The organism is Streptomyces sp. RPT161 (assembly GCF_027533845.1).
Classification (GTDB): Bacteria; Actinomycetota; Actinomycetes; order Streptomycetales; family Streptomycetaceae; genus Streptantibioticus_A; species Streptantibioticus_A silvisoli_A.
This window is the reverse complement of record NZ_JAPZVN010000022.1, coordinates 14,135-35,419: the sequence shown is the minus strand read 5'-3', so window position 1 is coordinate 35,419 and position 21,285 is coordinate 14,135. Positions and strand designations below refer to the sequence as shown.

Annotated in this window: 20 protein-coding genes; 5 read left to right on the top strand and 15 right to left on the bottom strand. The window is 72.2% G+C overall.

Features of this window, described 5'->3' with window-relative positions; translation table 11 throughout:
• Positions 1-83: 83 nt before the first annotated feature.
• From O5O46_RS29380 to purD, 3 genes are all read right to left on the bottom strand, one after another.
• Complete coding sequence (locus O5O46_RS29380) at positions 84-1,610, bottom strand: N,N-dimethylformamidase beta subunit family domain-containing protein (protein ID WP_269858659.1); 1,527 nt, start codon at positions 1,608-1,610, stop codon at positions 84-86.
• Positions 1,611-1,849: 239 nt separating this feature from the next.
• Entirely contained in the window at positions 1,850-3,532 is a 1,683-nt protein-coding gene (locus O5O46_RS29375) for a hypothetical protein (protein ID WP_269858658.1), read from the bottom strand.
• Positions 3,533-3,765: 233 nt separating this feature from the next.
• Positions 3,766-5,016, bottom strand: coding sequence for a phosphoribosylamine--glycine ligase (purD, locus tag O5O46_RS29370; RefSeq protein WP_269858657.1), 1,251 nt, complete (start codon positions 5,014-5,016; stop codon positions 3,766-3,768).
• A gap of 204 nt (positions 5,017-5,220) precedes the next feature.
• On the opposite strand from purD, the gene O5O46_RS29365 reads away from it, so the two are divergent.
• On the top strand, positions 5,221-6,054 hold the full coding sequence (locus O5O46_RS29365) for an SLATT domain-containing protein (RefSeq protein ID WP_269858656.1): 834 nt from the start codon (positions 5,221-5,223) through the stop codon (positions 6,052-6,054).
• Between the two features lie 36 nt (positions 6,055-6,090).
• Here the strand turns inward: O5O46_RS29365 and O5O46_RS29360 are convergent, their stop codons facing one another.
• Positions 6,091-6,741, bottom strand: a complete 651-nt coding sequence (locus tag O5O46_RS29360) for a hypothetical protein (protein ID WP_269858655.1) — start codon at positions 6,739-6,741, stop codon at positions 6,091-6,093.
• A 113-nt stretch (positions 6,742-6,854) separates the two neighbouring features.
• The gene (locus O5O46_RS29355; RefSeq protein ID WP_269858654.1) at positions 6,855-7,544 is read right to left on the bottom strand and encodes a GntR family transcriptional regulator; all 690 of its coding nucleotides are present in this window, start codon (positions 7,542-7,544) and stop codon (positions 6,855-6,857) included.
• Positions 7,545-7,708: 164 nt separating this feature from the next.
• On the opposite strand from O5O46_RS29355, the gene O5O46_RS29350 reads away from it, so the two are divergent.
• Complete coding sequence (locus tag O5O46_RS29350) at positions 7,709-7,990, top strand: hypothetical protein (RefSeq protein WP_269858653.1); 282 nt, start codon at positions 7,709-7,711, stop codon at positions 7,988-7,990.
• Between the two features lie 21 nt (positions 7,991-8,011).
• On the opposite strand, the gene O5O46_RS29345 is transcribed toward O5O46_RS29350, so the two are convergent.
• Entirely contained in the window at positions 8,012-9,364 is a 1,353-nt protein-coding gene (locus tag O5O46_RS29345; protein ID WP_269858652.1) for an aspartate aminotransferase family protein, read from the bottom strand.
• 116 nt (positions 9,365-9,480) lie between these two features.
• Complete coding sequence (locus O5O46_RS29340; protein ID WP_269858651.1) at positions 9,481-10,764, bottom strand: adenylosuccinate synthase; 1,284 nt, start codon at positions 10,762-10,764, stop codon at positions 9,481-9,483.
• Between the two features lie 137 nt (positions 10,765-10,901).
• Here O5O46_RS29340 and O5O46_RS29335 point away from each other — a divergent pair, with 137 nt between their 5' ends.
• Positions 10,902-11,705 (top strand): diacylglycerol kinase, encoded by an 804-nt coding sequence (locus O5O46_RS29335; protein ID WP_269858650.1) that lies wholly within the window; start codon positions 10,902-10,904, stop codon positions 11,703-11,705.
• Between the two features lie 99 nt (positions 11,706-11,804).
• Here O5O46_RS29335 and O5O46_RS29330 read toward each other — a convergent pair whose 3' ends face one another.
• On the bottom strand, positions 11,805-12,281 hold the full coding sequence (locus tag O5O46_RS29330; RefSeq protein WP_269858649.1) for a GbsR/MarR family transcriptional regulator: 477 nt from the start codon (positions 12,279-12,281) through the stop codon (positions 11,805-11,807).
• Between the two features lie 61 nt (positions 12,282-12,342).
• Between O5O46_RS29330 and O5O46_RS29325 the strand changes: the two genes are divergently transcribed.
• A complete protein-coding gene (locus O5O46_RS29325) occupies positions 12,343-13,239 on the top strand; it encodes an ABC transporter ATP-binding protein (protein WP_269858648.1) in 897 nt (298 codons plus the stop codon).
• Positions 13,236-14,828: an ABC transporter permease gene (locus O5O46_RS29320; protein ID WP_269858647.1), complete on the top strand. Its 1,593-nt coding sequence runs from the start codon at positions 13,236-13,238 to the stop codon at positions 14,826-14,828. Before O5O46_RS29325 ends, O5O46_RS29320 begins: the two co-directional genes overlap by 4 nt.
• 4 nt (positions 14,829-14,832) lie before the next feature.
• On the opposite strand, the gene O5O46_RS29315 is transcribed toward O5O46_RS29320, so the two are convergent.
• The 7 genes from O5O46_RS29315 to pyrE form a co-directional block, all read right to left on the bottom strand.
• On the bottom strand, positions 14,833-16,032 hold the full coding sequence (locus O5O46_RS29315; protein ID WP_269858646.1) for a cytochrome P450: 1,200 nt from the start codon (positions 16,030-16,032) through the stop codon (positions 14,833-14,835).
• A 30-nt stretch (positions 16,033-16,062) separates the two neighbouring features.
• Entirely contained in the window at positions 16,063-16,773 is a 711-nt protein-coding gene (locus O5O46_RS29310; protein ID WP_269858645.1) for an alpha/beta hydrolase family protein, read from the bottom strand.
• A complete protein-coding gene (kynU, locus tag O5O46_RS29305; protein ID WP_269858644.1) occupies positions 16,770-17,984 on the bottom strand; it encodes a kynureninase in 1,215 nt (404 codons plus the stop codon). The genes O5O46_RS29310 and kynU overlap by 4 nt, the downstream gene beginning before the upstream one ends.
• Positions 17,977-18,819, bottom strand: coding sequence for a tryptophan 2,3-dioxygenase family protein (locus tag O5O46_RS29300; RefSeq protein ID WP_269858643.1), 843 nt, complete (start codon positions 18,817-18,819; stop codon positions 17,977-17,979). The genes kynU and O5O46_RS29300 overlap by 8 nt, the downstream gene beginning before the upstream one ends.
• A 187-nt stretch (positions 18,820-19,006) precedes the next feature.
• Positions 19,007-19,420 carry a DUF3151 domain-containing protein gene (locus tag O5O46_RS29295; RefSeq protein WP_269858642.1) on the bottom strand — a complete coding sequence of 138 codons (414 nt, stop codon included), beginning with the start codon at positions 19,418-19,420 and terminating at the stop codon, positions 19,007-19,009.
• Positions 19,421-19,531: 111 nt separating this feature from the next.
• Positions 19,532-20,554, bottom strand: a complete 1,023-nt coding sequence (gene fbaA, locus O5O46_RS29290; protein ID WP_269858641.1) for a class II fructose-bisphosphate aldolase — start codon at positions 20,552-20,554, stop codon at positions 19,532-19,534.
• A 185-nt stretch (positions 20,555-20,739) separates the two neighbouring features.
• Positions 20,740-21,285, bottom strand: a complete 546-nt coding sequence (gene pyrE, locus O5O46_RS29285) for an orotate phosphoribosyltransferase (RefSeq protein ID WP_269858640.1) — start codon at positions 21,283-21,285, stop codon at positions 20,740-20,742.

Sequence of the window (21,285 nt, the reverse complement as noted above, 5' to 3'; positions counted from 1 at the left end):
TGGGTTGGTCCAAGTGCCCTGATTCTCCCGTACCCGCCGTCCGGCCGCGCGGCCCGGGGTCGGTCACCCTTTCCAACCCCGGTTCAGTCCCGCTTGCAGATGCGGTCCAGCAGGTTGGCGGTGGCCCGCTGCACCCGGGGGTCGACATGGCCGGGCCGGTCCAGCGCCGGCGACCAGGCGAAAGTGCCGGAGGCGAAGACATACGCGCCGCTGGGCGCCCGGTACAGCGAGGTCTCCTGGTGCACCCGCGCCCCCTGGGTGTCCTCGTACGGGGAGTGTGCGAGCAGGATCCGGTCGGTGTACTCCGGCAGCGCGGTACGCGGGAAGTAACGGTCCGCCTCGCCCGCGACCAGGCCGGGCAGTTCGTCACCCTCGTCGGCGCCGGTGGCCTGCCACAGCCAATGGTCGGCGTTGCGCACCACCAGCGGCGACGGTTCGGGTACCCGGCCCGCGTACTGCACCCCGAGCAGCTGCTGTTCCGGCTCGCCCATGTCCCGCCACAGCGCGGTGCGCCCGCGCGGATCACCGGGGTCGCGGCGCCGCTTGCGGCAGGTGAGCAGCCGGTCGGGGGCGGACGCGGGAGAAGGCCCCAACTCGATCTGCCAGTACATGGTGTTGGCGGACAGGAACACCAGCGAGGTGCCCTGGTCCCGGGCCCGCTCGACGGCCCGGCGCATGGACACCGACCAGTACTCGTCGTGCCCGGGGAAGACCATGCCCCGGTAGCGGCCGGGGTCGATGCGTCCGGCGTGCAGATCGCGGGTGTCGGCGTACGCGAGGTCGTAGCCGTAACGTTCGGCCCAGCGGATGAAGTCGTAGGCGTGGCCCACATGCAGCGGCAGGCCGGCACCCGCGTAGGGGCGGTCGAAGGAGACGGTCACCGCGGCGGCCTCCTCGCCGAGCAGTCGGCCCTCCTGGTCCCACGCGTGGTAGAGGCTGGCGCCGGTGCGGCCGTCCTCGGGATAGAGGTTGTACGCCTGCCAGGTGATGTCTGGCAGCACCAGCAGCAGATCGGCGGGCCGGGAGTCTCGAACGGTGAACGGGACGTGGCTGCGGTAGCCGTCGGCGGTGGTGAGCACCGCGACATAGGCGCCGGTGTTCCAGTACGAGGGGACCTGCAACCGCCAGGACAGCCACCAGTGGTGGCAGGAGACGGTGCGCCCCGCGGCCAGCGGCGGCGGCTGGACGATGCCGGACAGCCGGGGGCTGGTGGTGATGTGGGCGGCGCCGTCACCGCCGTAGTGCCCGATCCGGTAGACGTCGACGCTGAACTGCTGCGGCGGATCGACGGTGATGTGGAAGTCGACGCTCCCGCCGGGCATGACGGAGCCGGACGAGGCGAAGCCCTTGATCTGCAGGCGCACGTCATCGGCGTTGCGCGGTCCCGACACATGCCTGCGCATCGAGCGCTGCTCGGGAACGCGTTCGCCGTCGAGGGCGTCCATCGCGTCGATGGCGGCCAACTCCACGTACCAGGGCAGCAGTTGCCCCGATCCGTCCAGGTAGTACTCCCGGCCGCGCAGCCAGGGCAGTGGCCCCTGGCCGAAGGGGTCGGTCACGGCGTGCGCGAGGGCCCCGGAGTCCCAGCGCCGGATCTGGTCCGTCCCCACGAGAATCCCCTCCCCGCCTTGTCCTGCTGGCGGTGCGCCTGCTGTTTGCCCCAGCACATCACACAATGCGGTCCGTCCATCACCCTTAGTGGCTAATTATCGGAACAGATTCGCGGTGAAGGGTCCATTTCCGGTCATCTGCGCTGTCTGCCGAGATGCGACCGATGAGACCGATGTGACGTGAGTAGGGCAGTGTGGTGGCCGCTAGCGGGCCGTCGGTGGAGCCACCAGCCGTCGAATCAGACAAGCCGCACCGGCTTCTCCAGGCGGACCCCGACCGCGTTCAGCCAGGACCGCAGTGGCGCGGCGTCTCCGTTCTCCACCAGCCGCAGCACCGGCCAGGACAGGTCAGACCGAGGGGTGCCGCCGACCAGCAGCGCCGGACCGTCCAGCCAGTCGAGCCCGGGGGCGGCGCCGGCGGTGTCCACGGCGGCGCAGCACACCATCGCGGTGACGTGGTCGGTGAGCAGCTCACGGCCGGTGCGCGGCGGAAGCAACTGGTAGACGGGGGTGGCCGGGTCGCCCTCCGGGCCCACGGCGGCGGTCGGCACGGTGGGCCCTACCAGCGTTTCGGCCTGCGCCTGTTCACGTTCCTCGCGCGCCTGCAACACGCTGATCCGGGCCGCGAGTTCCTCGCTGCCGCCCTGCGAGAGCCGGTCCAGCACACGGGCGAGGGTCGCCTTGGCAGGGCCGTGCCCCTCGCCGATCCCGGCGCCGTCCGGCACTCCGGCGGGCGGCGACAGCTCGTCCAGCACCCGGTGCAGCCGCGCGGCGTCGCTGCGCCATATGCGGTCGACCACTTCTTCGGGGTACGCCTCCCAGGCGACCGGGGACCAGCCGATGGCGGAGCGCGACGGGACGCCGTGGAAGAGGCGGGCGGCGAGCAGGGAGGCCGCCTCGTCGATCGTGCCGGGTTCTTCCAGCAGGTCGCAGGCGGGGCGTTCACCGAGTCTGCTCTCGAAGCCCTCGGCCAGCCGGTCCCGGCGGGACAGCTCGGTGAGCGCCGAGACCACGCCCGCGTCCAGCCGGGACGGCCAGCGGCCCATCCGCCAGGCGGGCAGCGCCACCCGGGTGAGCAGCCGGTCCCACCCGGCGTACGCCAGGCCGACCTGCTCCTGGGCGACGATCCGCAGCCCGTAGTCCACCGCCTGCGCGCGCTCCGAGGCCGCCGCCGCGACCGCGCGCTCCATCTCGGCGATGTGCGCCCGGCAGCCGCGCAGCAGCAGCCGGGCCACCCAGCCGATGAACGCCAGCGCCGGGCGCCGGACCATCCGGGTCAGCCCGCCGCGCCCGCCCGGCACGGCGGCACCCTGCGCCGACACCGCCACGGCGGCGTCCAGCCCGCGTACGAAGCGCCGGGCGGCGGCTATGTCCGGGTCGGCGGACGGTCCGGTGCCCGCGACGACCGGGGCGAGCAGCGCGCGTAGCTCGGCCACCCGCATCCACCACATGAACGGCGAGCCGATGACCAGCACCGGGGCCTGCGGCGCCCGGCGCGCCAGCCGACGGCCGGCACGGCCCGTGCGGTGCCGCTGGTGGCTGCGGTCCTCCAGCCAGCTGTCGCAGTCCGGGGTGAGCGCTATCGCCGACGGCGCCGGTACCTGGAGGCGTCCGGCCAGGTCACGCACCATCCGGTACAGCTCGGGCGCGCAGGACTCGGCCACCGGCACGGTCGGGCTGACGGCGGGCCTGGCCCGTACGATCACCGCGGCCACTCCGCCCGCCAGCACCAGCACCGCCAGCGCGCCGCCCAGTACGGCCCAGCGCAGCGCGTCCCAGCCCCCGCCGCCGATCCGGCCGGTGGCACCGGCGACCAGCAGCACCACCGCGAAGGCGGCGGGCAGCAGGGCGACCGCCAGCGCGGTGCTGCGGATGCGGAGCACCGCGAGGGCGCGGGTGCGTGCTGCGTCTTCACCGGCCACCGAGCTGTTCACCCCCTAGCTGAGAAGGCCCCGCTGAGAACGAGACGCCGACGGCGTTGCTTCATCCCCCCACTGTGGCACTGCCCACTGACATCGCAATGCGGTGCGGCCAGTTGCCTTAAGGGCACGGCTGGAGTCCGCATGCGGGGCACCCTAGTTGCGAGCGGGGGCCGCGTCAGCCGGATGGGCAAGGGCTCACCCGATGGTGGCGCCCCGGAGCAGGAGGCTCCGTTTCAGCCCTCCGCCGCCGCCTTGGCGATGTCCCTCCGGTGGTGTGATCCGTCCAGGTGGATCAGGTCGACACCGGCGTACGCGCGCTCCCGAGCTTTGGCCAAATCCGTACCCGTCGCGGTCACGGACAGTACCCGGCCGCCCGCGCTCACCACGCGTCCCTCTGCATCACACTTCGTACCCGCATGCAGTACATACGTATGAGGGTCGTTGGACGGCACCGCCTCAAGCCCCTCGATGGGGTCACCGGTGCGGGGGGTGGCGGGGTAGTTGTGCGAGGCGATCACGACGGTCACCGCCGCGCCGTCGCTCCACCGCAGCGGCGGCTCCTCGTCCAGCCGACCGGTCGCCGCGTTCAGCAGCACACTGGCCAGCGGGGTCTTCAGCCGGGCGAGCACGACCTGGGTCTCCGGGTCGCCGAAGCGGGCGTTGAACTCGATGACCCGCACCCCGCGCGAGGTGATCGCCAGGCCCGCGTACAGCAGACCGGCGAACGGCGTGCCGCGCCGGCGCAGTTCGTCCACCGTGGGCTGGAGCACGGTCGACATGACCTCGTCCACCAGCTTCGCGTCGGCCCACGGCAGCGGCGAGTACGCGCCCATGCCACCGGTGTTCGGGCCCTGGTCCGCGTCGTACGCCCGCTTGAAGTCCTGCGCGGGCTGCAGCGGCAGCACGGTGGTGCCGTCGGTGATCGCGAACAGCGAGACCTCGGGGCCGTCCAGGAACTCCTCGATGACCACCCGGTCGCAGGCCAGCGCGTGCTCCCTGGCGGTCGCCGGGTCCTCGGTGACCACCACGCCCTTGCCCGCGGCGAGCCCGTCGTCCTTGACGACGTACGGCGCGCCGAAGGCGTCGAGCGCCCTGTCGATCTCCTCCCGCGTGGTGCACACGTAGGAACGGGCGGTGGGCACCCCCGCGGCGGCCATCACGTCCTTCGCGAATGCCTTGGAGCCCTCCAACCGGGCCGCCTCGCGGGACGGTCCGAAGCACGGGATGCCGCGGGCGCGCACCGCGTCGGCGACGCCGGCCACCAGCGGGGCCTCCGGGCCCACCACGACCAGGTCGGCGGCGAGCCGGGCGGCGAGGTCTGCGACGGCCTCACCGTCGAGCACGTCCACCGGGTGCTGTTCGGCGACCTCGGCGATTCCGGCGTTGCCGGGCGCGCAGTGCAGGGAGGTGACGTCGGGGTCGAGGGAGAGGGCGCGGCACAGGGCGTGTTCGCGGGCGCCACCGCCGATTACGAGGACCTTCACGGGGTCAGCCTAGTTGCGAGGGTCTTCCCCCACCCAGCCGCCCTTTCTCCCGGCTTCACTCTTTCGGGTAACACGTCGAGGCGCATATACCCGACCACACGGCACTTTCGGGCGGAATTCCGTCGATCGTGCCCCCGTGGTCAGCCGTTCGGCGGTAAGAAGGGGATTTCGGCGGGACGACGCGAGTGCGAGGGAGTTCTACGGGTGAGCCAACCGGACAAGCACCCCGAGGGGACCCCTCAGGAGGGGAACGGCCCGGGGCGCGGCCTGTGGCCGCTGGGCCGGGCGGGCGGCGACGCGGCACCGTCCGGTCGGCCGCCCGTGGGGCGGGTGGACGGCACTCCCCGGCGCGGCGGTCCACCGCAGGGGGATCTGCGCGGCGTCCCGTTCCCGCTCGGCGACTGGGGCGACCCGGCGCGCCGCCTCGGCGAGCTGTACCGCTGGGCCGAGGACAGCGCGCTGCGCACCGCCGACTGGTACCTGGCGGACCGGGTGTGGAAGCGCCGCTGGGCCCGCGCGCTGCGGATCGCCACGGTGCTCGGGGTGGCCACCGGACTGGCGCTGCCGCTGGTGCAGTTGACGCACACCGCGAGCGACCTGGCGGCCTGGGGCTACCTGGGGCTGCTGGCCGCCGCGGTCTGCGTGGGCGTCGACCGGTGGTTCGGCCTGACCTCCGGGTGGATGCGCGACGTGGCGACCGCGCAGGCGGTGCAACGGCGACTGGAGAAGCTGCGGTTCGACTGGGCGTCGGAGAGCGTACGCGAGGTGCTCGGCCCCACGGAGGGCACCGCGAGCGAGGCCGCTGAGCGGTGCCTGGCGGTGCTGCGCGGGTTCAGCGAGGACGTCTCGGAGCTGGTGCGTGGCGAGACGGCCGAGTGGATGGTGGAGTTCGGCGCCGGAACCGCGCCGCTGCGCACCCAGGCCCTGGTGTCCTGGCGGCGCGGCGAGGGCGGGCAGCAGCTCGGGCGGTTTCCGCTGCCGCCCGGAAACCGCCCCAACATGCCCCGGCAGCGCCCACCGGAGGGTCCTGGGAGGTAAGGGTTCTCCTCGCAGGCCCACGGACCGCGCCGCCGCTCAGCTGAACATGATCATCGAGCCCTGGGCCAGGCTGCGGGTCGCCGCCGCGTGCAGCCCCAGCCAGACGTGCCGCTCCCGGGCGAACGGATGGTCCTCGTACGGGATCTGTGCGGCCGGTTCGTCGAGCGCCGTCGGCCGCTCCGGTGGGGCCGGCGCCAGCGGCGGGTTGGCCGGGTCGACGCCGATCGCCGGTGCCACCGACTCCAGTTCGCGCAGCAGCCCATGGCTGGACCCCAACGGCCCACCGCCCGCGAGGAGTTCGTCGTTCACCACCGGTGCGGGAAAGTCCAGCGGTACGTACGCGCCCGCGTGGTCGTAGTGCCAGACCAGGTGCGACTGCTGCGCCGCGGACTCGAACATCTCCAGCAACTGCTCGTAGTCTCCGCCGAGTTCACCGACCGGCGTCACCTCAAGCCCGCACAGCATCAGCATGTGGGCGCGGCGCAGGAAGTGCAGCGCCGCGTAGTCGAACCCGGCGACCGGGGCGACGTCCCCCGACAGTCCGGGCATGTAGCCGTGGATCGGCACCGGCGGCAGGCCCGCCTCGCCAAGTGCCTTGTTGTACGCGCCGATCTCTTCCGCGAACGGGTTTTCCGGGCTGTGACACAGCACATCGACCAGGGGGACCAACCATAGGTCGCAGGCCACGGGCGCTCCAGGAGGTGGTAGGAGGCAGGGTCGCCAGCGTAACCGCAGCTCGGCGTCGCGTCAGGGGTACGTGACGGACCCGTGCCGTACGTCAGGGGGGCGTCAGCCGGCAGTCAGCGGCCGTCGCCGTGCCGCTCGACGAGTCGCCGCATCAGGGAGAGCGAGTGCTCGTTGTACGCGTCCACTATGCGGCGCGCGCCCTGCGTGTCGCCGTCCCGGATGGCGTCCGCCAGTGCGACGTGCTCGGTCCAGCACACTCCCGCCAGATCCGGTTCGCGACGCAGTAGAGGGACCGCGAACACCCACGACTGCACCCGCAGCCGGTCCAGGAACTCACACACGTGCGTGTTGGCGGTGAGCACCGCCAACTCCCGCCAGAAGCGCAGGTCGCAGCCGATCAGTACGTCCAGCGCACCCGCCCGGGCGGCGCTCGCGGCGGCCTCCGCGCGGCGGCGCACCGACGCCATGCCCTCGTCGGGCAGCAGCAGCGGGCCGTGCGCGGCCAGCCGGCGGAATATCCCCTCGCTCACCAGCGTGCGGGCCTCGACCAGGCCGCGGTAGTCGTCGTGGGTGAACTGCCGCACCTGGAAGCCGCGGTGGTGTTCGACGTCCAGCAGGCCCTGCGCCGCGAGGTCGACCAGCGCCTCGCGCACCGGGGTGGCCGAGACGCCGTACAGGTCGGCGATCTCCTTGACGGTGAAGTGGCGTCCGGCGGCCAGCCGTCCGGTGAGGACCTCGTCGCGGAGCGCGTCGGCGATCTGCTGGCGCAGACTGCTGCGCCGAACCGGCGTGCTGCCCGGCATGCCGCCTCCTCGCTCCTGGGTCCCCGGGGCCTGATGTGCCCGGGACAAGATATGCGAGGCGGCTACCCGGGCCGACGGCCGGTACTCCGCCACGTGACCAGCGCCACCACCCGTTCGGCCCGCGGGGCGGGTGCGCGGCGCCGCGCGGCCGGACGATGGGCTACGTGCGGACGCTGATGACGATCCAGATCGAGGCCGAGGCGGGGAGCCGGGCGCTGGAGTCCGGGGCGCTGCGCGAGACGCTGCGGCGCTTGGCCGAGCGGGTGCGGCCGGAGGCGGCGTACGCGTTCTATGCGGACGGGGTGCGGACGGTTCTGCTCGTCTTCGACCTCCGCGACGCGACGCAGCTGCCCGCGGTGACGGAACCGCTGTTCCGCGAACTCCAGGCTCAGGTCAACGTCTGTCCGGCGATGCCCCTGGGGGACCTGCTGGCCTCTTGGCACTGATGCCGCGGCGAACGGGCGGGATCATCGCGGGTCCACGACGGACAGCGCCGCGTCCAGGACGGCGAGCCCCTCCTTGGCCTCCGCCTCGGAGACGTTGCACGGCGGCACCACATGCGTCCGGTTCATGTTCACGAACGGCCACAGCCCACCCCGCTTGCACGCGGCGGCGAACTCCGCCATCGGGGCGGCGTCCGCGCCGGAGGCGTTGTAGGGCACGAGCGGCTCCCTGGTCGACCGGTCCTTGACCAGTTCCAGCGCCCAGAAGACACCCATCCCCCGCACCTCCCCCACGCACTCGTGCCGCGCGGCGAGCTCCCGCAGGCCGGGCCCGAGCACCCGCTCGCCGATCTCGGCGGCGTTCTCCACGATCCGCTCCTCCCGCATCGCGTTGATCGTCGCGATGGCCGAGGCACAGGCCAGCGGATGGCCGGAGTAGGTGAGTCCGCCCGGGTACGGGCGGTGGGCGAAGGTCTCCGCGATCCGCTCGGAGATCGCCACCCCGCCGAGCGGCACGTAACCGGAGTTGACACCCTTGGCGAAGGTCATCAGGTCCGGGACGACCCCCCAGTGGTCCGCGGCGAACCACTTGCCGGTGCGCCCGAAGCCCGCCATCACCTCGTCGAGGACGAAGACGATCCCGTACCGGTCGCAGATCTCCCGCACCCCCGCCAGATAGCCGGGCGGCGGGACCATGATCCCGGCGGTGCCGGGGACCGTCTCCAGGATGATCGCGGCGATGGTCTGCGGGCCCTCGAAGGCGATCAGTTCCTCAAGGTGCTTCAGCGCCCGCTCGCACTCCTGCGCCTCGGTGCCGGCGTGGAACTGCGAGCGGTACAGGAACGGCCCCCAGAAGTGCACCACCCCGGCCGAGCCGGTGTCGGACGCCCAGCGGCGCGGGTCACCGGTGAGGTTGATCGCCGCCGCGGTCGCCCCGTGGTACGACCGGTAGGTCGACAGCACCTTGTGCCGCCCGGTGTGCAGCCGGGCCATCCGCACCGCGTTCTCCACCGCCTCGGCGCCGCCGTTGGTGAAGAAGATCTTGTTCAGGTCGCCCGGGGTCAGCTCGGCGATCAGCCGCGCCGCCTCGGACCGTACGTCGATCGCGAACGCGGGCGCGAAGGTGGCCAGCTTCCCGGCCTGCTCCTGGATGGCCGCGACCACCTTGGGGTGCTGGTGCCCGATGTTGGTGTTCACCAGCTGGGAGGAGAAGTCCAGGTAGCGGTTGCCCTCGTAGTCCCAGAAGTAGGAGCCGTCGGCCCCGGCCACCGCCAGCGGGTCGATGACCGCCTGCGCGGACCAGGAGTGGAAGACATGCGCACGGTCCGCGGCCTTGACGGCAGCGCCGCGCTCGGGATCTGCGAGAGGGGCTGTCATGCCGCCCAGCGTAAGGAGCCGCGACCGCACGCCGAAATGCTCAGCCTGTATGGCTTCGGCCACTGCCGTCGACATGTTGTCAACGGCAGTGGCCGATGCGGTGCCAGGTCGGTGCCTCAGATGAACGAGTTGATCTCGATCGTCTCGTCCCGGCCCGGGCCCACGCCGATCGCGGAGATCGGGGCGCCGGACATGTCCTCCAGGGCCTTCACATACGCCTTGGCGTTCTTCGGCAGGTCGTCGAAGGTCTTCGCCTTGGTGATGTCCTCGTTCCAGCCGGGCAGCGTCTCGTAGACCGGCTTGGCGTGGTGGAAGTCGGTCTGGCTGTACGGGAGTTCCTCGACGCGCCTGCCGTCGATCTCGTACGCCACGCAGACCGGGATCTCCTCCCAGCCGGTGAGCACGTCGAGCTTGGTGAGGAAGAAGTCGGTGAGCCCGTTGACCCGGGTGGCGTACCGGGCGATCACCGCGTCGAACCAGCCGCAGCGGCGGTCACGGCCGGTGGTGACGCCCCGCTCGCCGCCGATGGTGCGCAGCTTGTCGCCGTCCTCGTCGAACAGTTCGGTCGGGAACGGACCCGCGCCGACCCGGGTGGTGTACGCCTTGAGGATGCCGATGCTGCGCGAGATGCGGGTCGGGCCGATACCGGAACCGGTGCAGGCACCGCCGGCCGTCGGGTTGGAGGAGGTCACGAAGGGGTACGTGCCGTGGTCCACGTCGAGCAACGTGCCCTGGCCGCCCTCCAGCAGCACGACCTTGTCCTCGTCCAGCGCCTGGTTCAGCACCAGGGTGGTGTCGGCGACGTAGTCGCGGATCTGCTCCGCGTAGCCCAGGTACTCCTCGACCACCTTGTCGGCGGAGATGGCCCGGCGGTTGAAGATCTTGACCAGGATCTGGTTCTTGTCGTTCAGCGCGGCCTCGACCTTCTGCCGCAGGATCGACTCGTCGAACAGGTCCTGCACCCGGATGCCGACCCGGTTGATCTTGTCGGCGTAGGCCGGGCCGATGCCGCGACCGGTGGTACCGATCTTGCGCTTGCCCAGGAAGCGCTCGGTGACCTTGTCCAGGGTCTGGTGGTACGGGGTGATCAGATGGGCGTTTCCGCTGATCAGGAGCTTGGAGGTGTCGACACCACGCGCTTGGAGTCCACTCAGCTCGGAAAGCAGGACCGCCGGGTCGACGACGACTCCGTTGCCGATGACGGGGGTGCACCCCGGGGAGAGGATCCCGGATGGGAGCAGGTGCAGCGCGTACTTCTGGTCGCCGACGACCACCGTGTGACCGGCGTTGTTACCGCCCTGGTAGCGGACCACGTAGTCAACCGAGCCGCCGAGCAGGTCGGTGGCCTTTCCCTTGCCCTCGTCACCCCACTGAGCACCGAGCAGCACAAGTGCGGGCACAGGCGTACACCCCTTCCGGGCGGGGCATGTCCAACGTGCGTAAGAGCCGTCGAACCGGTGCCCCGGAATAGACGAAGCCCCTGGCGCAAAGGCGCAAGGGGCTCTTGCACCGAGATTTTACCTGAGGAAGGACGAAGGTGTCGGCTCAAGCCTCGGCCGGGCTTCCGCTGCTGGTGGTCATCGACCCCGCGGCCCGCACATTGGACGGTGAATCGGTGCGCATCGCGAAGGACGTCCTGCGGGCGGGCGCGTCGTCGCTGAAGGTCTGCCTCCCGGACAGCGGCGAGGAACTGCGCCGGGCGCTGGTGCACCGCGGTCGCCGCCGTCCGGTGGTGATCGGCGACGATCACGCGCTGCTGCGCACGGTGCGACTGCTGCATCTGGAGGGCGCGCTGGGCGAGGCGGCGCTGTCGATGGTGCCGGTCGGTCAGCGCTCCGAACTGGCGCTGTCCCGACGGCTGGGTGTGCCGGCGTCCACGGTGGCGGCGGCCCGCGCGGCGCTGGACGGCGCGGTGCGCGACCTCGACCTGCTCCTCGACGAGAGCGGCGGGATCGTGCTGGGTACGCTGCGGATCCCGTCCTGGCCCGCCCCGCCGCCCCGGGGCAACTGGCTTGAGCGCGGCGCCCGTTCGCTGCTGCGCACCCTGACCGGCGGCCCCGGCCAGTCGCCGGGGCACCGGCTGCGGGTGGAGGCGGACGGGGTGCTGCTGGCCGACCTGGACCGCCCGGTGCACGAGGTGTCGGTGCGCTCCCCGACCGGCGGTCTGGCGGACGTCTATGTGCAGCAGACCAGCGGCCGCCCGCTGCGGGTGCGCGCCCAGGCGGTGACGATCTCCGGCCGGGACTTCCGCTACCACGCCGACGAGTCGCTGACCGGCCCGGTGCGCACCAGGACCTGGACGGTACAGGCCGACGCCTGGCGGCTGACGGTTCCCCGTTAGCCGCCGGGGGAACACGCGGTTGGGGTTGCGGTTCGTTCGACGCCGCCGTTCTCCGCCGTCGTGGTCGGACGAACCGCGATCCGCCGAGAACCGGAGTCCCTAGCGGCCCGAGCGTTCCGCGCGCCAGCGCTCCATCGTTTTGGTCCACTCCCGTTGCAGGAAGGCGAAGAAGTCGGCGGTCTCGGCGATCCGCTCCCCCGCGGGGGTCCCGCCGCCGACCGCATCGACGCCGGAGGCCAGGGTGCTCTCCAGCCGGGTGAGGAAGCGGTCGCGACGGGTGAACGTCTCGTACCACTGGTCGCTGTGCAGCCGGTACCGCTCGCGCCGTGAGCCGGGTTCCCGCTCCCGGCTGATCAGGCCGACCTGCGCGAGGTAGCGCACCGCGCCGGAGACGGCGGCCGGGCTGACCTTGAGCCGTTCGCCGACTTCCGCGGAGGTCAGCGCACCGTCGTCGGCGACCAGCAGGGCGGCGAACACCCGGGCGGGCATCCGCTGCATGCCCGCCTCCACGAGTTCGGAGGCGAATCGTTCCACGAACCGGTCGACGGCTTCTTCGTCCCGTTGCTGGTCTGCCATGGCGATCACTATACGATTCTATAACTTCACAACTTTCTGAAACCAGCGTAGCTTCGAAACCATGAACTCGGCAATCGAGGTGACCAGCCTGCACAAGGCGTTCGGCCGCACCCAGGCGCTGGACGGGCTCGACCTGACCGTCGCACGCGGTGAGGTCCACGGCTTCCTGGGGCCGAACGGCGCCGGGAAGTCCACCGCCATCCGGGTGCTGCTCGGCCTGCTGCGCGCCGACCGGGGCCAGGCGCGGCTGCTCGACGGCGACCCCTGGCGCGACGCGGTACGGCTGCACGCGCGGCTGGCGTACGTCCCCGGAGACGTCACCCTGTGGCGCAACCTGTCCGGCGGCGAGGTCATCGACCTGCTCGGCCGACTGCGCGGCGGCCTGGACCAGCACCGCAAGCAGGAGCTGCTGCGCCGCTTCGAACTCGATCCCACGAAGAAGGGCCGCACCTACTCCAAGGGCAACCGGCAGAAGGTCGCCCTCGTCGCGGCGTTCGCCTCCGACGCGGAGCTGCTCATCCTCGACGAACCGACGTCGGGGCTCGACCCGTTGATGGAGGAGGTCTTCCGCGAGTGCGTGCGCGAGGAGCGCGACCGGGGCCGCACCGTCCTGCTCTCCAGTCACATCCTCAGCGAGGTCGAGGCCCTGTGCGACCGGGTCAGCATCATCCGCAGGGGCCGCACCGTGGAGACCGGCACCCTCGCCGAGCTGCGGCACCTGACCCGCACCTCGATCACCGCCGAACTCGCCGGTCCGCCCAACGGCCTCGCGCGTCTGCCCGGCGTCCATGACCTCGACGTCCACGGCGAGCGCGTCGCGTTGCAGGTCGACACCGACCAACTCGACGCCGTACTACGGCAGATCACCTCGGTCGGCGTCCGCGCCCTCAACTGCACCCCGCCCACGCTCGACGAGCTCTTCCTGCGCCACTACCGGAGCGAGACGGCGGCCCGATGAACGACCTCACCGGCACCCGCGCCCTGGTCCGGCTGGCACTGCGGCGCGACCGGATCATGATCCCGGCCTGGGTGCTCCCGCTCGGCCTGCTGGTCATCGCGATGCGGTCCGCCATCAGCGGCCTGTACCCCACACAGGCCAGCCGCACCTCACTCGCCGCCAGCATGGCCGCCAACGGCTCGCTGCGCGCGCTCTACGGCCCCGTCTACGACACCGGCATCGGCGGGCTCACCGCCTGGCGCATGGGGTCGACAGGCCCTGCGCTGGCCGGGCTGATGGCACTGCTGCTGGTGGTGCGGCACACCCGCGAGGAAGAGGAGGACGGGCGGCTGGAGTTGCTCGGCGCGGGCGCCATCGGACGGCGGGCGCCCCTGGCCGCCGCACTGCTCACCGGCTTCGGCACCTCACTCGCCCTCGCCGCCATCGTCACCCTCGGACTGCTGCCCCAAGGCGCCACCGGAGCACTGGCGTTCGGGCTCGCGTTCGGCGGCGCGGGCTGCTGCTACGCGGCCGTCGCCGCGGTCACCGCACAGCTCACCCAGAGCGCACGGGCCGCCAAGGGCATCGCGGGCGCCCTGCTGGGCGTCGGCTATCTGCTGCGCGCCACCGGCGACGCCGCCGGTCCCGGCGGTCCCGGCTGGGCCGCCTGGCTCTCCCCGCTGGGCTGGGCGGAGCGGCTGCGCCCGTACGCGGGCGAGCGGTGGTGGGTGCTCGGACTGTTCGCCGGTGCGGTGCCGGTCCTGGTCGCGCTGGCGCACTCGCTGGTCGCCCGGCGGGACCTGGACGCCGGACTGCTGCCGTCCCGGCCGGGTCCCGAGGGCGCCGGGCGGCGGCTGTCCGGTGTGTTCGGGCTGGCCTGGCGGCTGCAACGCGGGGCGCTGTGCGGCTGGTTGTCCGGCTACGCCGTCGCGGGCCTGGTGCTGGGGGCGATCACCAAGGGCGCGGTGTCCCTGGGCAACGGCAACAAGTCCGTCGCCGACGAGCTGAACAGCCTGGGCGGCACGCACAACCTGGTGGACTCCTTCCTGGCCACCATGGTCAGCTTCCTGGGCATGCTCGCCGCCGTCTACGCCGTCCAGGCGGTGCTGCGGCTGCGCGGCGAGGAGATCGGCGGGCGGGCGGAACCGGTGCTCGCCGCGGCGGTCGGCCGGATCCGCTGGGCCGCCGCGCATCTGCTGGTCGCCGCGGCCGGATCCGCCGCGCTGCTGGCCGTCGGCGGGCTGGCGCTGGGCGTCGGCTACGGGGCGGCGGTCGGCGACGTGGGCGGCCAACTGCCGCGTATGGCCGGGGCCGGACTGGTCCAGCTGCCCGCGGTGCTGTTCGTCGCCGCCGTCGCGGTGCTGATCCTCGGCGCGGTACCGAGACTGGCCCTGGCCGGCTGGACCGTGGCCTCGCTGACGCTCGCCCTCGGGCTGTACGGGCCACTGCTGAGGCTCAGCCGGTGGGCGCTCGACCTGTCCGTCTTCACGCACCTGCCGAGGGTGCCGTCCGCGCCGGTGGCCGCGGCGCCACTGGTGTGGCTCACCGCGCTGGCCGCGGTGCTGACGGCGGCCGGGCTCGCCGCCCTGCGCCGCCGCGACATCGGGTGACGGGTCAGACCTCGACCAGCAGCTCGCGCAGCCCCCGGATGACGTAGCCCGGCTGCCACTCCGGTTCGCGCACCAGCCGCAGGCCCGGCGCCGAACGCAGCAACGCCCCGAAGGACGCGGCGAGTTCGATGCGGGCCAGCGGTGCGCCCAGGCAGTAGTGGATGCCCGCGCCGAACGCCAGATGCGGGTTGTCGGCGCGGGCCAGGTCCAGCCGGTCCGGGTCGGCGAAGCGGACCGGGTCCCGGTGCGCCGAGCCGAACAGCAACGCGACCTCGCTGCCGCGCGGGATGGTGGTGCCGCCGATCTCGATGTCGTCCAGCACCCAGCGCTCGAACAACTGCAACGGGGTGTCGTACCGCAGCAGCTCCTCGATGGCGGTGGGCAGCAACCCCGGGTCGGCACGCAGCAGTTCGAGCTGGTCGGGGTGGCGCAGCAGCGTCCACCAGCCGTTGGCGGTGGTGTTGACGGTAGCCTCATGGCCCGCGTTCAACAGCAGCACACAGGTGGAGACCATCTCCTGCTCGGAGAGCCGGTCCCCCTCGTCGTACGCGGCGATCAGCGCGCTGATCAGGTCGTCACCCGGGTCGGCCCGCCGCGCGGCGATCAACTCCCGCAGATAGGCGGAGAATTCCAGGCTGGCACGGACGGCGGCGGTGGCCGTGGCGTCGTCCGGGTTCAGCTCGTACATGCCGCAGATCGCCGCCGACCAGGGACGCAGCAGCCCCCGGTCGGCGGGCGGTATGCCCAGCATCTCGGCGATGACGGCGACCGGCAGCGGCTCGGCCACCCCGGCCAGCAGGTCGCCGCCGCCGTCGGCGCACAGGGCGTCCACGAGTTCCACGGCGAGCTTGTCGATGGTGGGGGTCAGACGGCGCACCGTCGCCGGGGTGAAGGCCTTGGCGACCAACCGCCGGATCCGGGTGTGGTCGGGGGCCTCAAGGTCGAGCAACCCGTTGCCGTTGAGCGTGTGGAACGGTTCGTGCGCGGCGGGCGGCGGGGTGCGGCCGAACTCCTCGTGGGTGAAGCGGTGCAGGTACGTCCGCCCCAGGCGGCGGTCCCGCAGGGCGGCGCTGACGTCCGCGTAGTGCGGGACCAGCCACTGGCGTGTCGGCTCGTACCAGATCGCTCTCCCCTGCTCCCGCAGCCGCCGGTAGGCGGGGTACGGGTCGGCGATGAACTCGGGCGACCGGGGGTCGAAATCCATGCGGGCTCCTTCCATCGGGGGGGCTCGCCCCTAAGCCACCTCGGCCAGGGCCGCCAGCAGCCGCGGAAAGGCCGGGGACCCCGGGATCAGCGGCGCGTAGTGGCCGACGCCTGCCAGTTCGCGCAGCACCGCGCCGGAGGCACCCGCGTACCGGCGTGAGACCTCGACGGGAACGTCGCGGTCCGCCGTACCGTGCAGCAGCACCGTCGGGGCGGTGAGCGGCAGCAGCCGCATCGGGTCGACGGCCGCCAACTCGCCCTCGGCGCCCAGGAGTTCGTCCACCGCCCCACCGCTGAGCCGCGACTCCCGCGCGTATCCGAGGTCCGCGACCGGCGACACCGCCACCACCGCGCTCGCCCCGCCCCGCGCGGCGGCCCACAGGGCGAGCTGACCGCCCGCCGAGTGGCCCAACAGCACCTGCGGCGCGCCGTCCCACGCGGTCTCGACCGCCTGGGACACGTCGTCGAACGTCGCGGGCCAGCCACCGCCCCCGCCGACCCGGCGGTACTCGACCAGCGCCACCGCATAGCCGCGCCGCGCCAACTCCGCGGCCAGCGGCGACAGATGGGCGCGGTCGTACGCCTCCCGCCAGAAGCCGCCGTGCAGCACGGTCAGCCGCCGCCCGCCACCCGGCCCGTAGTAGTCGATGACCTGCGAGGGATGCGGCCCGTACCGCAGGCTCCGCTCCGCCGGGGCGGGCGGCAGCGCCAGCAGCGCCGCCTCCTCGTCCGGCGGCGTCACCGCAGCACGTCCGCGAGGGTGCGCGCGGCGCGCAGCGCGTCCACGTACCGCGTGTACAGCGGGGTGAAACCGAACCGCAGCACATCGGGGCGCCGGTAGTCGCCCACCACACCCCGTTCGATCAGCGCCGCCATCACCTCGCCCGCGCGCTCGCAGCGCAGCGACACCTGGCTGCCGCGCAGCGCGTGTTCGGCGGGCGTGATCGACTCGACCATGCCGTCCGGCACGAGCGCGGCCACGCACTCCAGGAAGAAGTCGCTCAGCGCCAGGCTCTTGCACCGCACCTCCTCGATCGACACCCCGTCCCACGCCTCAAGTGCCGCCTCCAGCGCGAGCATCGACAGGATCTCCGGCGTACCCACCCTGCCGCGCGGCGCACCGTCCGCCGGTTCGTAGTCGGGTCGCATGCCGAACGGGTCGGTGTGCGAGTTCCAACCGGGCAGCGGGGAGTCGAACCGCGGTTGCAGCTCCCGCCGGATGTAGAGGTAGGCCGGCGCGCCCGGGCCGCCGTTGAGGTACTTGTACGTGCAGCCGACGGCCAGGTCCACCCCGTCCGCGTCCAGCCGCACCGGCAGCGCCCCGGCGCTGTGGCACAGGTCCCACACCACCAGCGCGCCCGCGGCGTGCGCGGCGGCGGTGGTGCCGGGCAGGTCGTGCAGCCGCCCGGTGCGGTAGTCGACGTGGTTGACCAGCGCCACGGCGGTACGCGGCCCGATCTCGGCCGCCATGTCGACGGCGCGGACCGGGCGCACCGTACGGCCGGTCATCCGCGCCGCCGACGCGGCGATGTAGCCGTCGGTGGGGAAGGTGGCCGCGTCGACCAGCACCTCGTCCCGGTCCTGCGGTGCCATCCGCACCGCGCCGACCAGCGCCTTGAAGACGTTCACGCTGGTGGAGTCGCCGACCACCACCTGCCCCGGCGCGGCACCGATCAGCGGGGCGATCCGGTCGCCGACCCGCTCGGGCGCGGTCCACCAGCCGCTCTCGTCCCAGGAGCGGATGCGCAGCCGCCCCCACTCGCGCTCCACCACGTCCTGAAGCCTGGCGGCCACACCGTGCGGCAGCGCGCCGAGCGAGTTGCCGTCCAGGTACACGCCCGCGTCGCCGGCCGCCTGATCAGATGGGGCCTCAAGGTCGAACCGGTCGCGGATCTTGGCCAGTTGGTCATCGGCGTCCAGCCGTTCAGCACGGCCCAGCAGTGAGTCAGACATGGCTTCTGGCCGTCCACAGCTCGGGGAAGACGTTCTTGCGGGCACGTTTCTCCAGCCAGGCCACGCCCGCGGAACCGCCGGTGCCCGGCTTGGCGCCCATCGCGCGGCGGGTGGCCACCAGGTGGTCGTTGCGCCAGCGCCACACCAGTTCGGCGACCTCGGTCAGCGCCTCGCCGAGCCGCGCCTCCGGGCTGTCCTGCGGTCCCGCGTAGATCCGCTGCCAGACCCGTTCCACCGCCGGGTCTGCCTCGTAGCGCTGGGCGACGTCGCGGTCGAGCGCCGCGGCCGGGACCGGGTGGCCGCGGCGGGACAGGAAGCCCAGCACCTCGTCGTACAGGCTCGGTTCCTGTAGCGCCTTCTCCAGTTCGGCGTGCGCCCGCGAGGCACCGCGGTGCGGGACGAGCATCGAGCTGGACTTCTCGCCGAGCAGGAACTCAAGGCGCCGGTACATCGCCGACTGGAACCCGGATCCCTCGCCCAGCGCGCTGCGGTACGAGTTGAACTGAACGGGCGTGAGATGGGCCAGCGGCTTCCAGGACGCGTTCAGCGACTCCAGCTCGTAGGTGCTGCGCCGCAGCGCCGCGAGGGCGGTCGGCAGGTCGTCCTGGCGCAGCGCCTCGGCGGCGGTCTGCCATTCGTGGACGATGACGGTGAACCACAGCTCCATCACCTGGGTGGTCACCAGGAAGACCATCTCGCCCGGGTCGTCGGAGAGCGGGTGCTGCAGATGGGTGAGGACGTCGGCCTGTACGTAGTCGTCGTAGGGGGTGGTGCCCTCGAAGTCGAGGTTGGGTGTCTGCGCCCCCGCTTCGTCGGAGTCGGGGTGGTGGGACATCGCTGTCTCCTTGCTTGCGCCACCGGGTAGCGGTCTGCTCCTTCCCGATCGGCGTCGGAGCCCCGGTCCCCTCGGACCCGCGCACACGATCGACGTGCCGCCCGGCCCATGCGCATCATGCGGGCAGTGACCGGGATACGGCAAGACCTGCCTGGCGGCGGGGCCAGACAGGTCTTGGCGTACGGGTTCAGCCCAGCGTGTCAGCTGCCGTCGGGGACGAGTCGCGCAGGAAGGCGGCGCAGCGCTCGTGCTCCTCGTTCTCGCCGATCGCCTGTGCGGCGCGGCCGAGGGCGTGCAGGGAGCGCAGGAAGCCGCGGTTGGGCTCGTGCTCCCAGGGCACCGGCCCATGGCCCTTCCAGCCGTTGCGGCGCAGTGCGTCCAGGCCGCGGTGGTATCCGGTACGGGCGTAGGCGTACGACTCCACCACCCGGCCGGCCTCGAAGGCGTCATCGGCGAGCTGTGCCCAGGCCAGCGAGGAGGAGGGGTACTTCGCGGCGACGTCCGCCGGCGAGGTGCCCGAGGCGAGCAGCTCACGCGGCTCCGGATCGTCGGGCAGATGGGTCGGGGGCGGCCCCCCGAGCAGGTTCTCATGAATGGCCATACCCCCAGTCTGCCCGCTCCCCGACCGCGGGCGGCCGGGGAGATGGGGGTTTCGGCGTCCGGGGCACGGGCCCCGAGGGATTCGGGGGGCCGCGGCCCCCCGAACCGGGCCTTACTTCAGCTTGTTGCCCGCGGAGCGGAGGTTCTGCGCGGCGACGCCGACACGCGCCGCCATGCCCTCCTCAGCCGCCTTGCCCCAGGTGCGCGGGTCATAGGCCTTCTTGTTGCCGACCTCGCCGTCGACCTTCAGCACACCGTCGTAGTTCTTGAACATGTGCCCCGCGACCGGCCGCGTGAACGCGTACTGCGTGTCGGTGTCGATGTTCATCTTCACCACGCCGTTCTCCAGCGCCTCGTTGATCTCCTCGATCGTCGAGCCGGAGCCGCCGTGGAAGACGAAGTCGAACGGGTTGGGCTTGCCGTACTTCTCGCCCACCGCGACCTGAAGCTCCTTCAGGATCGACGGCCGCAGCACGACGTTGCCCGGCTTGTACACACCGTGCACGTTGCCGAACGACGCGGCCAGCAGGTACCGGCCCTTCTCACCCAGGCCGAGCGCCTCGGCGGTACGGATGCCGTCCGAGACGGACGTGTACAGCTCGTCGTTGATCTCGTGCGAGATGCCGTCCTCCTCGCCGCCGGTCGGGGTGATCTCGACCTCAAGGACGATCTTCGCCTTGGCGGCCTCGGCGAGCAGTTCCTGCGCGATGGCGAGGTTGTCGTTCAGGTTCTCCGCCGAGCCGTCCCACATGTGGGACTGGAACAGCGGGTTGAGGCCCTTGGCCACCCGCTCCTGGGAGATGGCCAGCAGCGGACGGACGTAGCCGTCCAGCTTGTCCTTCGGGCAGTGGTCGGTGTGCAGCGCCACGTTGACCGGGTACTTCTCCGCGACGATGTGCGCGAACTCGGCCAGCGCCACCGCGCCGGTCACCATGTCCTTCTTGTACTGGCCGCCCAGGAACTCCGCGCCACCGGTGGAGATCTGGATGATGCCGTCGCTCTCCGCCTCGGCGAGGCCGCGCAGCGCGGCGTGCAGCGTCTGCGACGAGGTCACGTTGATGGCCGGGTAGGCGAACTTGCCTGCCTTCGCCCGGTCGAGCATCTGGTTGTAGACCTCGGGGGTTGCGATGGGCATGTGTCCGCTCCTTGGGGGTCCGCGGGTCTCGTACAGACGTGGCTACGTCATCGTCGCCCTCATCTTCGCAGACTCCCGCTCAACCTCCATACGGCAGCTATCACACTTACGCGTGAGCGGTGGCCGTTTCACGTGAAACAGCCACCGCTTCCCGATAAGCGCAGGTCAGAGGCGTGCGCCAGCGATCAATCCAGGCCGAGGTCGGCCAGGCTGTACGCCTGGAAGTACGGCAGCCCGGTCTCCGCGATGGCCGGAGCCGCACCGCGCTCCACGATCACCGCGACACCGACGACCTCGGCGCCCTCCTCGCGCAGCGCCTCGACCGCCGTCAGCACCGAACCGCCGGTGGTCGAGGTGTCCTCGACCGCCAGCACCCGGCGGCCCTTGACGTCCGGACCCTCCACCCGGCGCTGGAGCCCGTGCGCCTTGCCGGTCTTGCGGACCACGAACGCGTCCAGCCTGCGCCCGCGCGCCGCGGCGGCGTGCAGCATCGAGGCGGCGACCGGGTCGGCGCCGAGGGTCAGCCCGCCCACCGCGTCGTAGTCAAGGTCGGCGGTCAGGTCCAGCATCACCTGGCCGACCAGCGGCGCCGCCTCGCCATCGAGGGTGATCCGGCGCAGATCGACGTAGTAGTCGGCCTCCTTGCCGGAGGAGAGGGTCACCTTGCCGTGCACCACGGCCTTGTCCTTGATCTGCTGCAGCAGGGCGTCACGGGCGTCAGTCATGCCCAT

What these genes read in the sequence shown, in the direction of transcription:
- O5O46_RS29355 (WP_269858654.1), bottom strand. Translation starts at nt 7,544, where the DNA reads ATGCCGGGCAGCACGCCGGTTCGGCGCAGCAGTCTGCGCCAGCAGATC.
- O5O46_RS29345 (WP_269858652.1), bottom strand. Translation starts at nt 9,364, where the DNA reads ATGACAGCCCCTCTCGCAGATCCCGAGCGCGGCGCTGCCGTCAAGGCC.
- O5O46_RS29330 (WP_269858649.1), bottom strand. Translation starts at nt 12,281, where the DNA reads ATGGCAGACCAGCAACGGGACGAAGAAGCCGTCGACCGGTTCGTGGAA.
- O5O46_RS29325 (WP_269858648.1), top strand. Translation starts at nt 12,343, where the DNA reads ATGAACTCGGCAATCGAGGTGACCAGCCTGCACAAGGCGTTCGGCCGC.
- O5O46_RS29320 (WP_269858647.1), top strand. Translation starts at nt 13,236, where the DNA reads ATGAACGACCTCACCGGCACCCGCGCCCTGGTCCGGCTGGCACTGCGG.
- O5O46_RS29315 (WP_269858646.1), bottom strand. Translation starts at nt 16,032, where the DNA reads ATGGATTTCGACCCCCGGTCGCCCGAGTTCATCGCCGACCCGTACCCC.
- kynU (WP_269858644.1), bottom strand. Translation starts at nt 17,984, where the DNA reads ATGTCTGACTCACTGCTGGGCCGTGCTGAACGGCTGGACGCCGATGAC.
- O5O46_RS29300 (WP_269858643.1), bottom strand. Translation starts at nt 18,819, where the DNA reads ATGTCCCACCACCCCGACTCCGACGAAGCGGGGGCGCAGACACCCAAC.
- O5O46_RS29295 (WP_269858642.1), bottom strand. Translation starts at nt 19,420, where the DNA reads ATGGCCATTCATGAGAACCTGCTCGGGGGGCCGCCCCCGACCCATCTG.
- fbaA (WP_269858641.1), bottom strand. Translation starts at nt 20,554, where the DNA reads ATGCCCATCGCAACCCCCGAGGTCTACAACCAGATGCTCGACCGGGCG.
- pyrE (WP_269858640.1), bottom strand. Translation starts at nt 21,285, where the DNA reads ATGGGCATGACTGACGCCCGTGACGCCCTGCTGCAGCAGATCAAGGAC.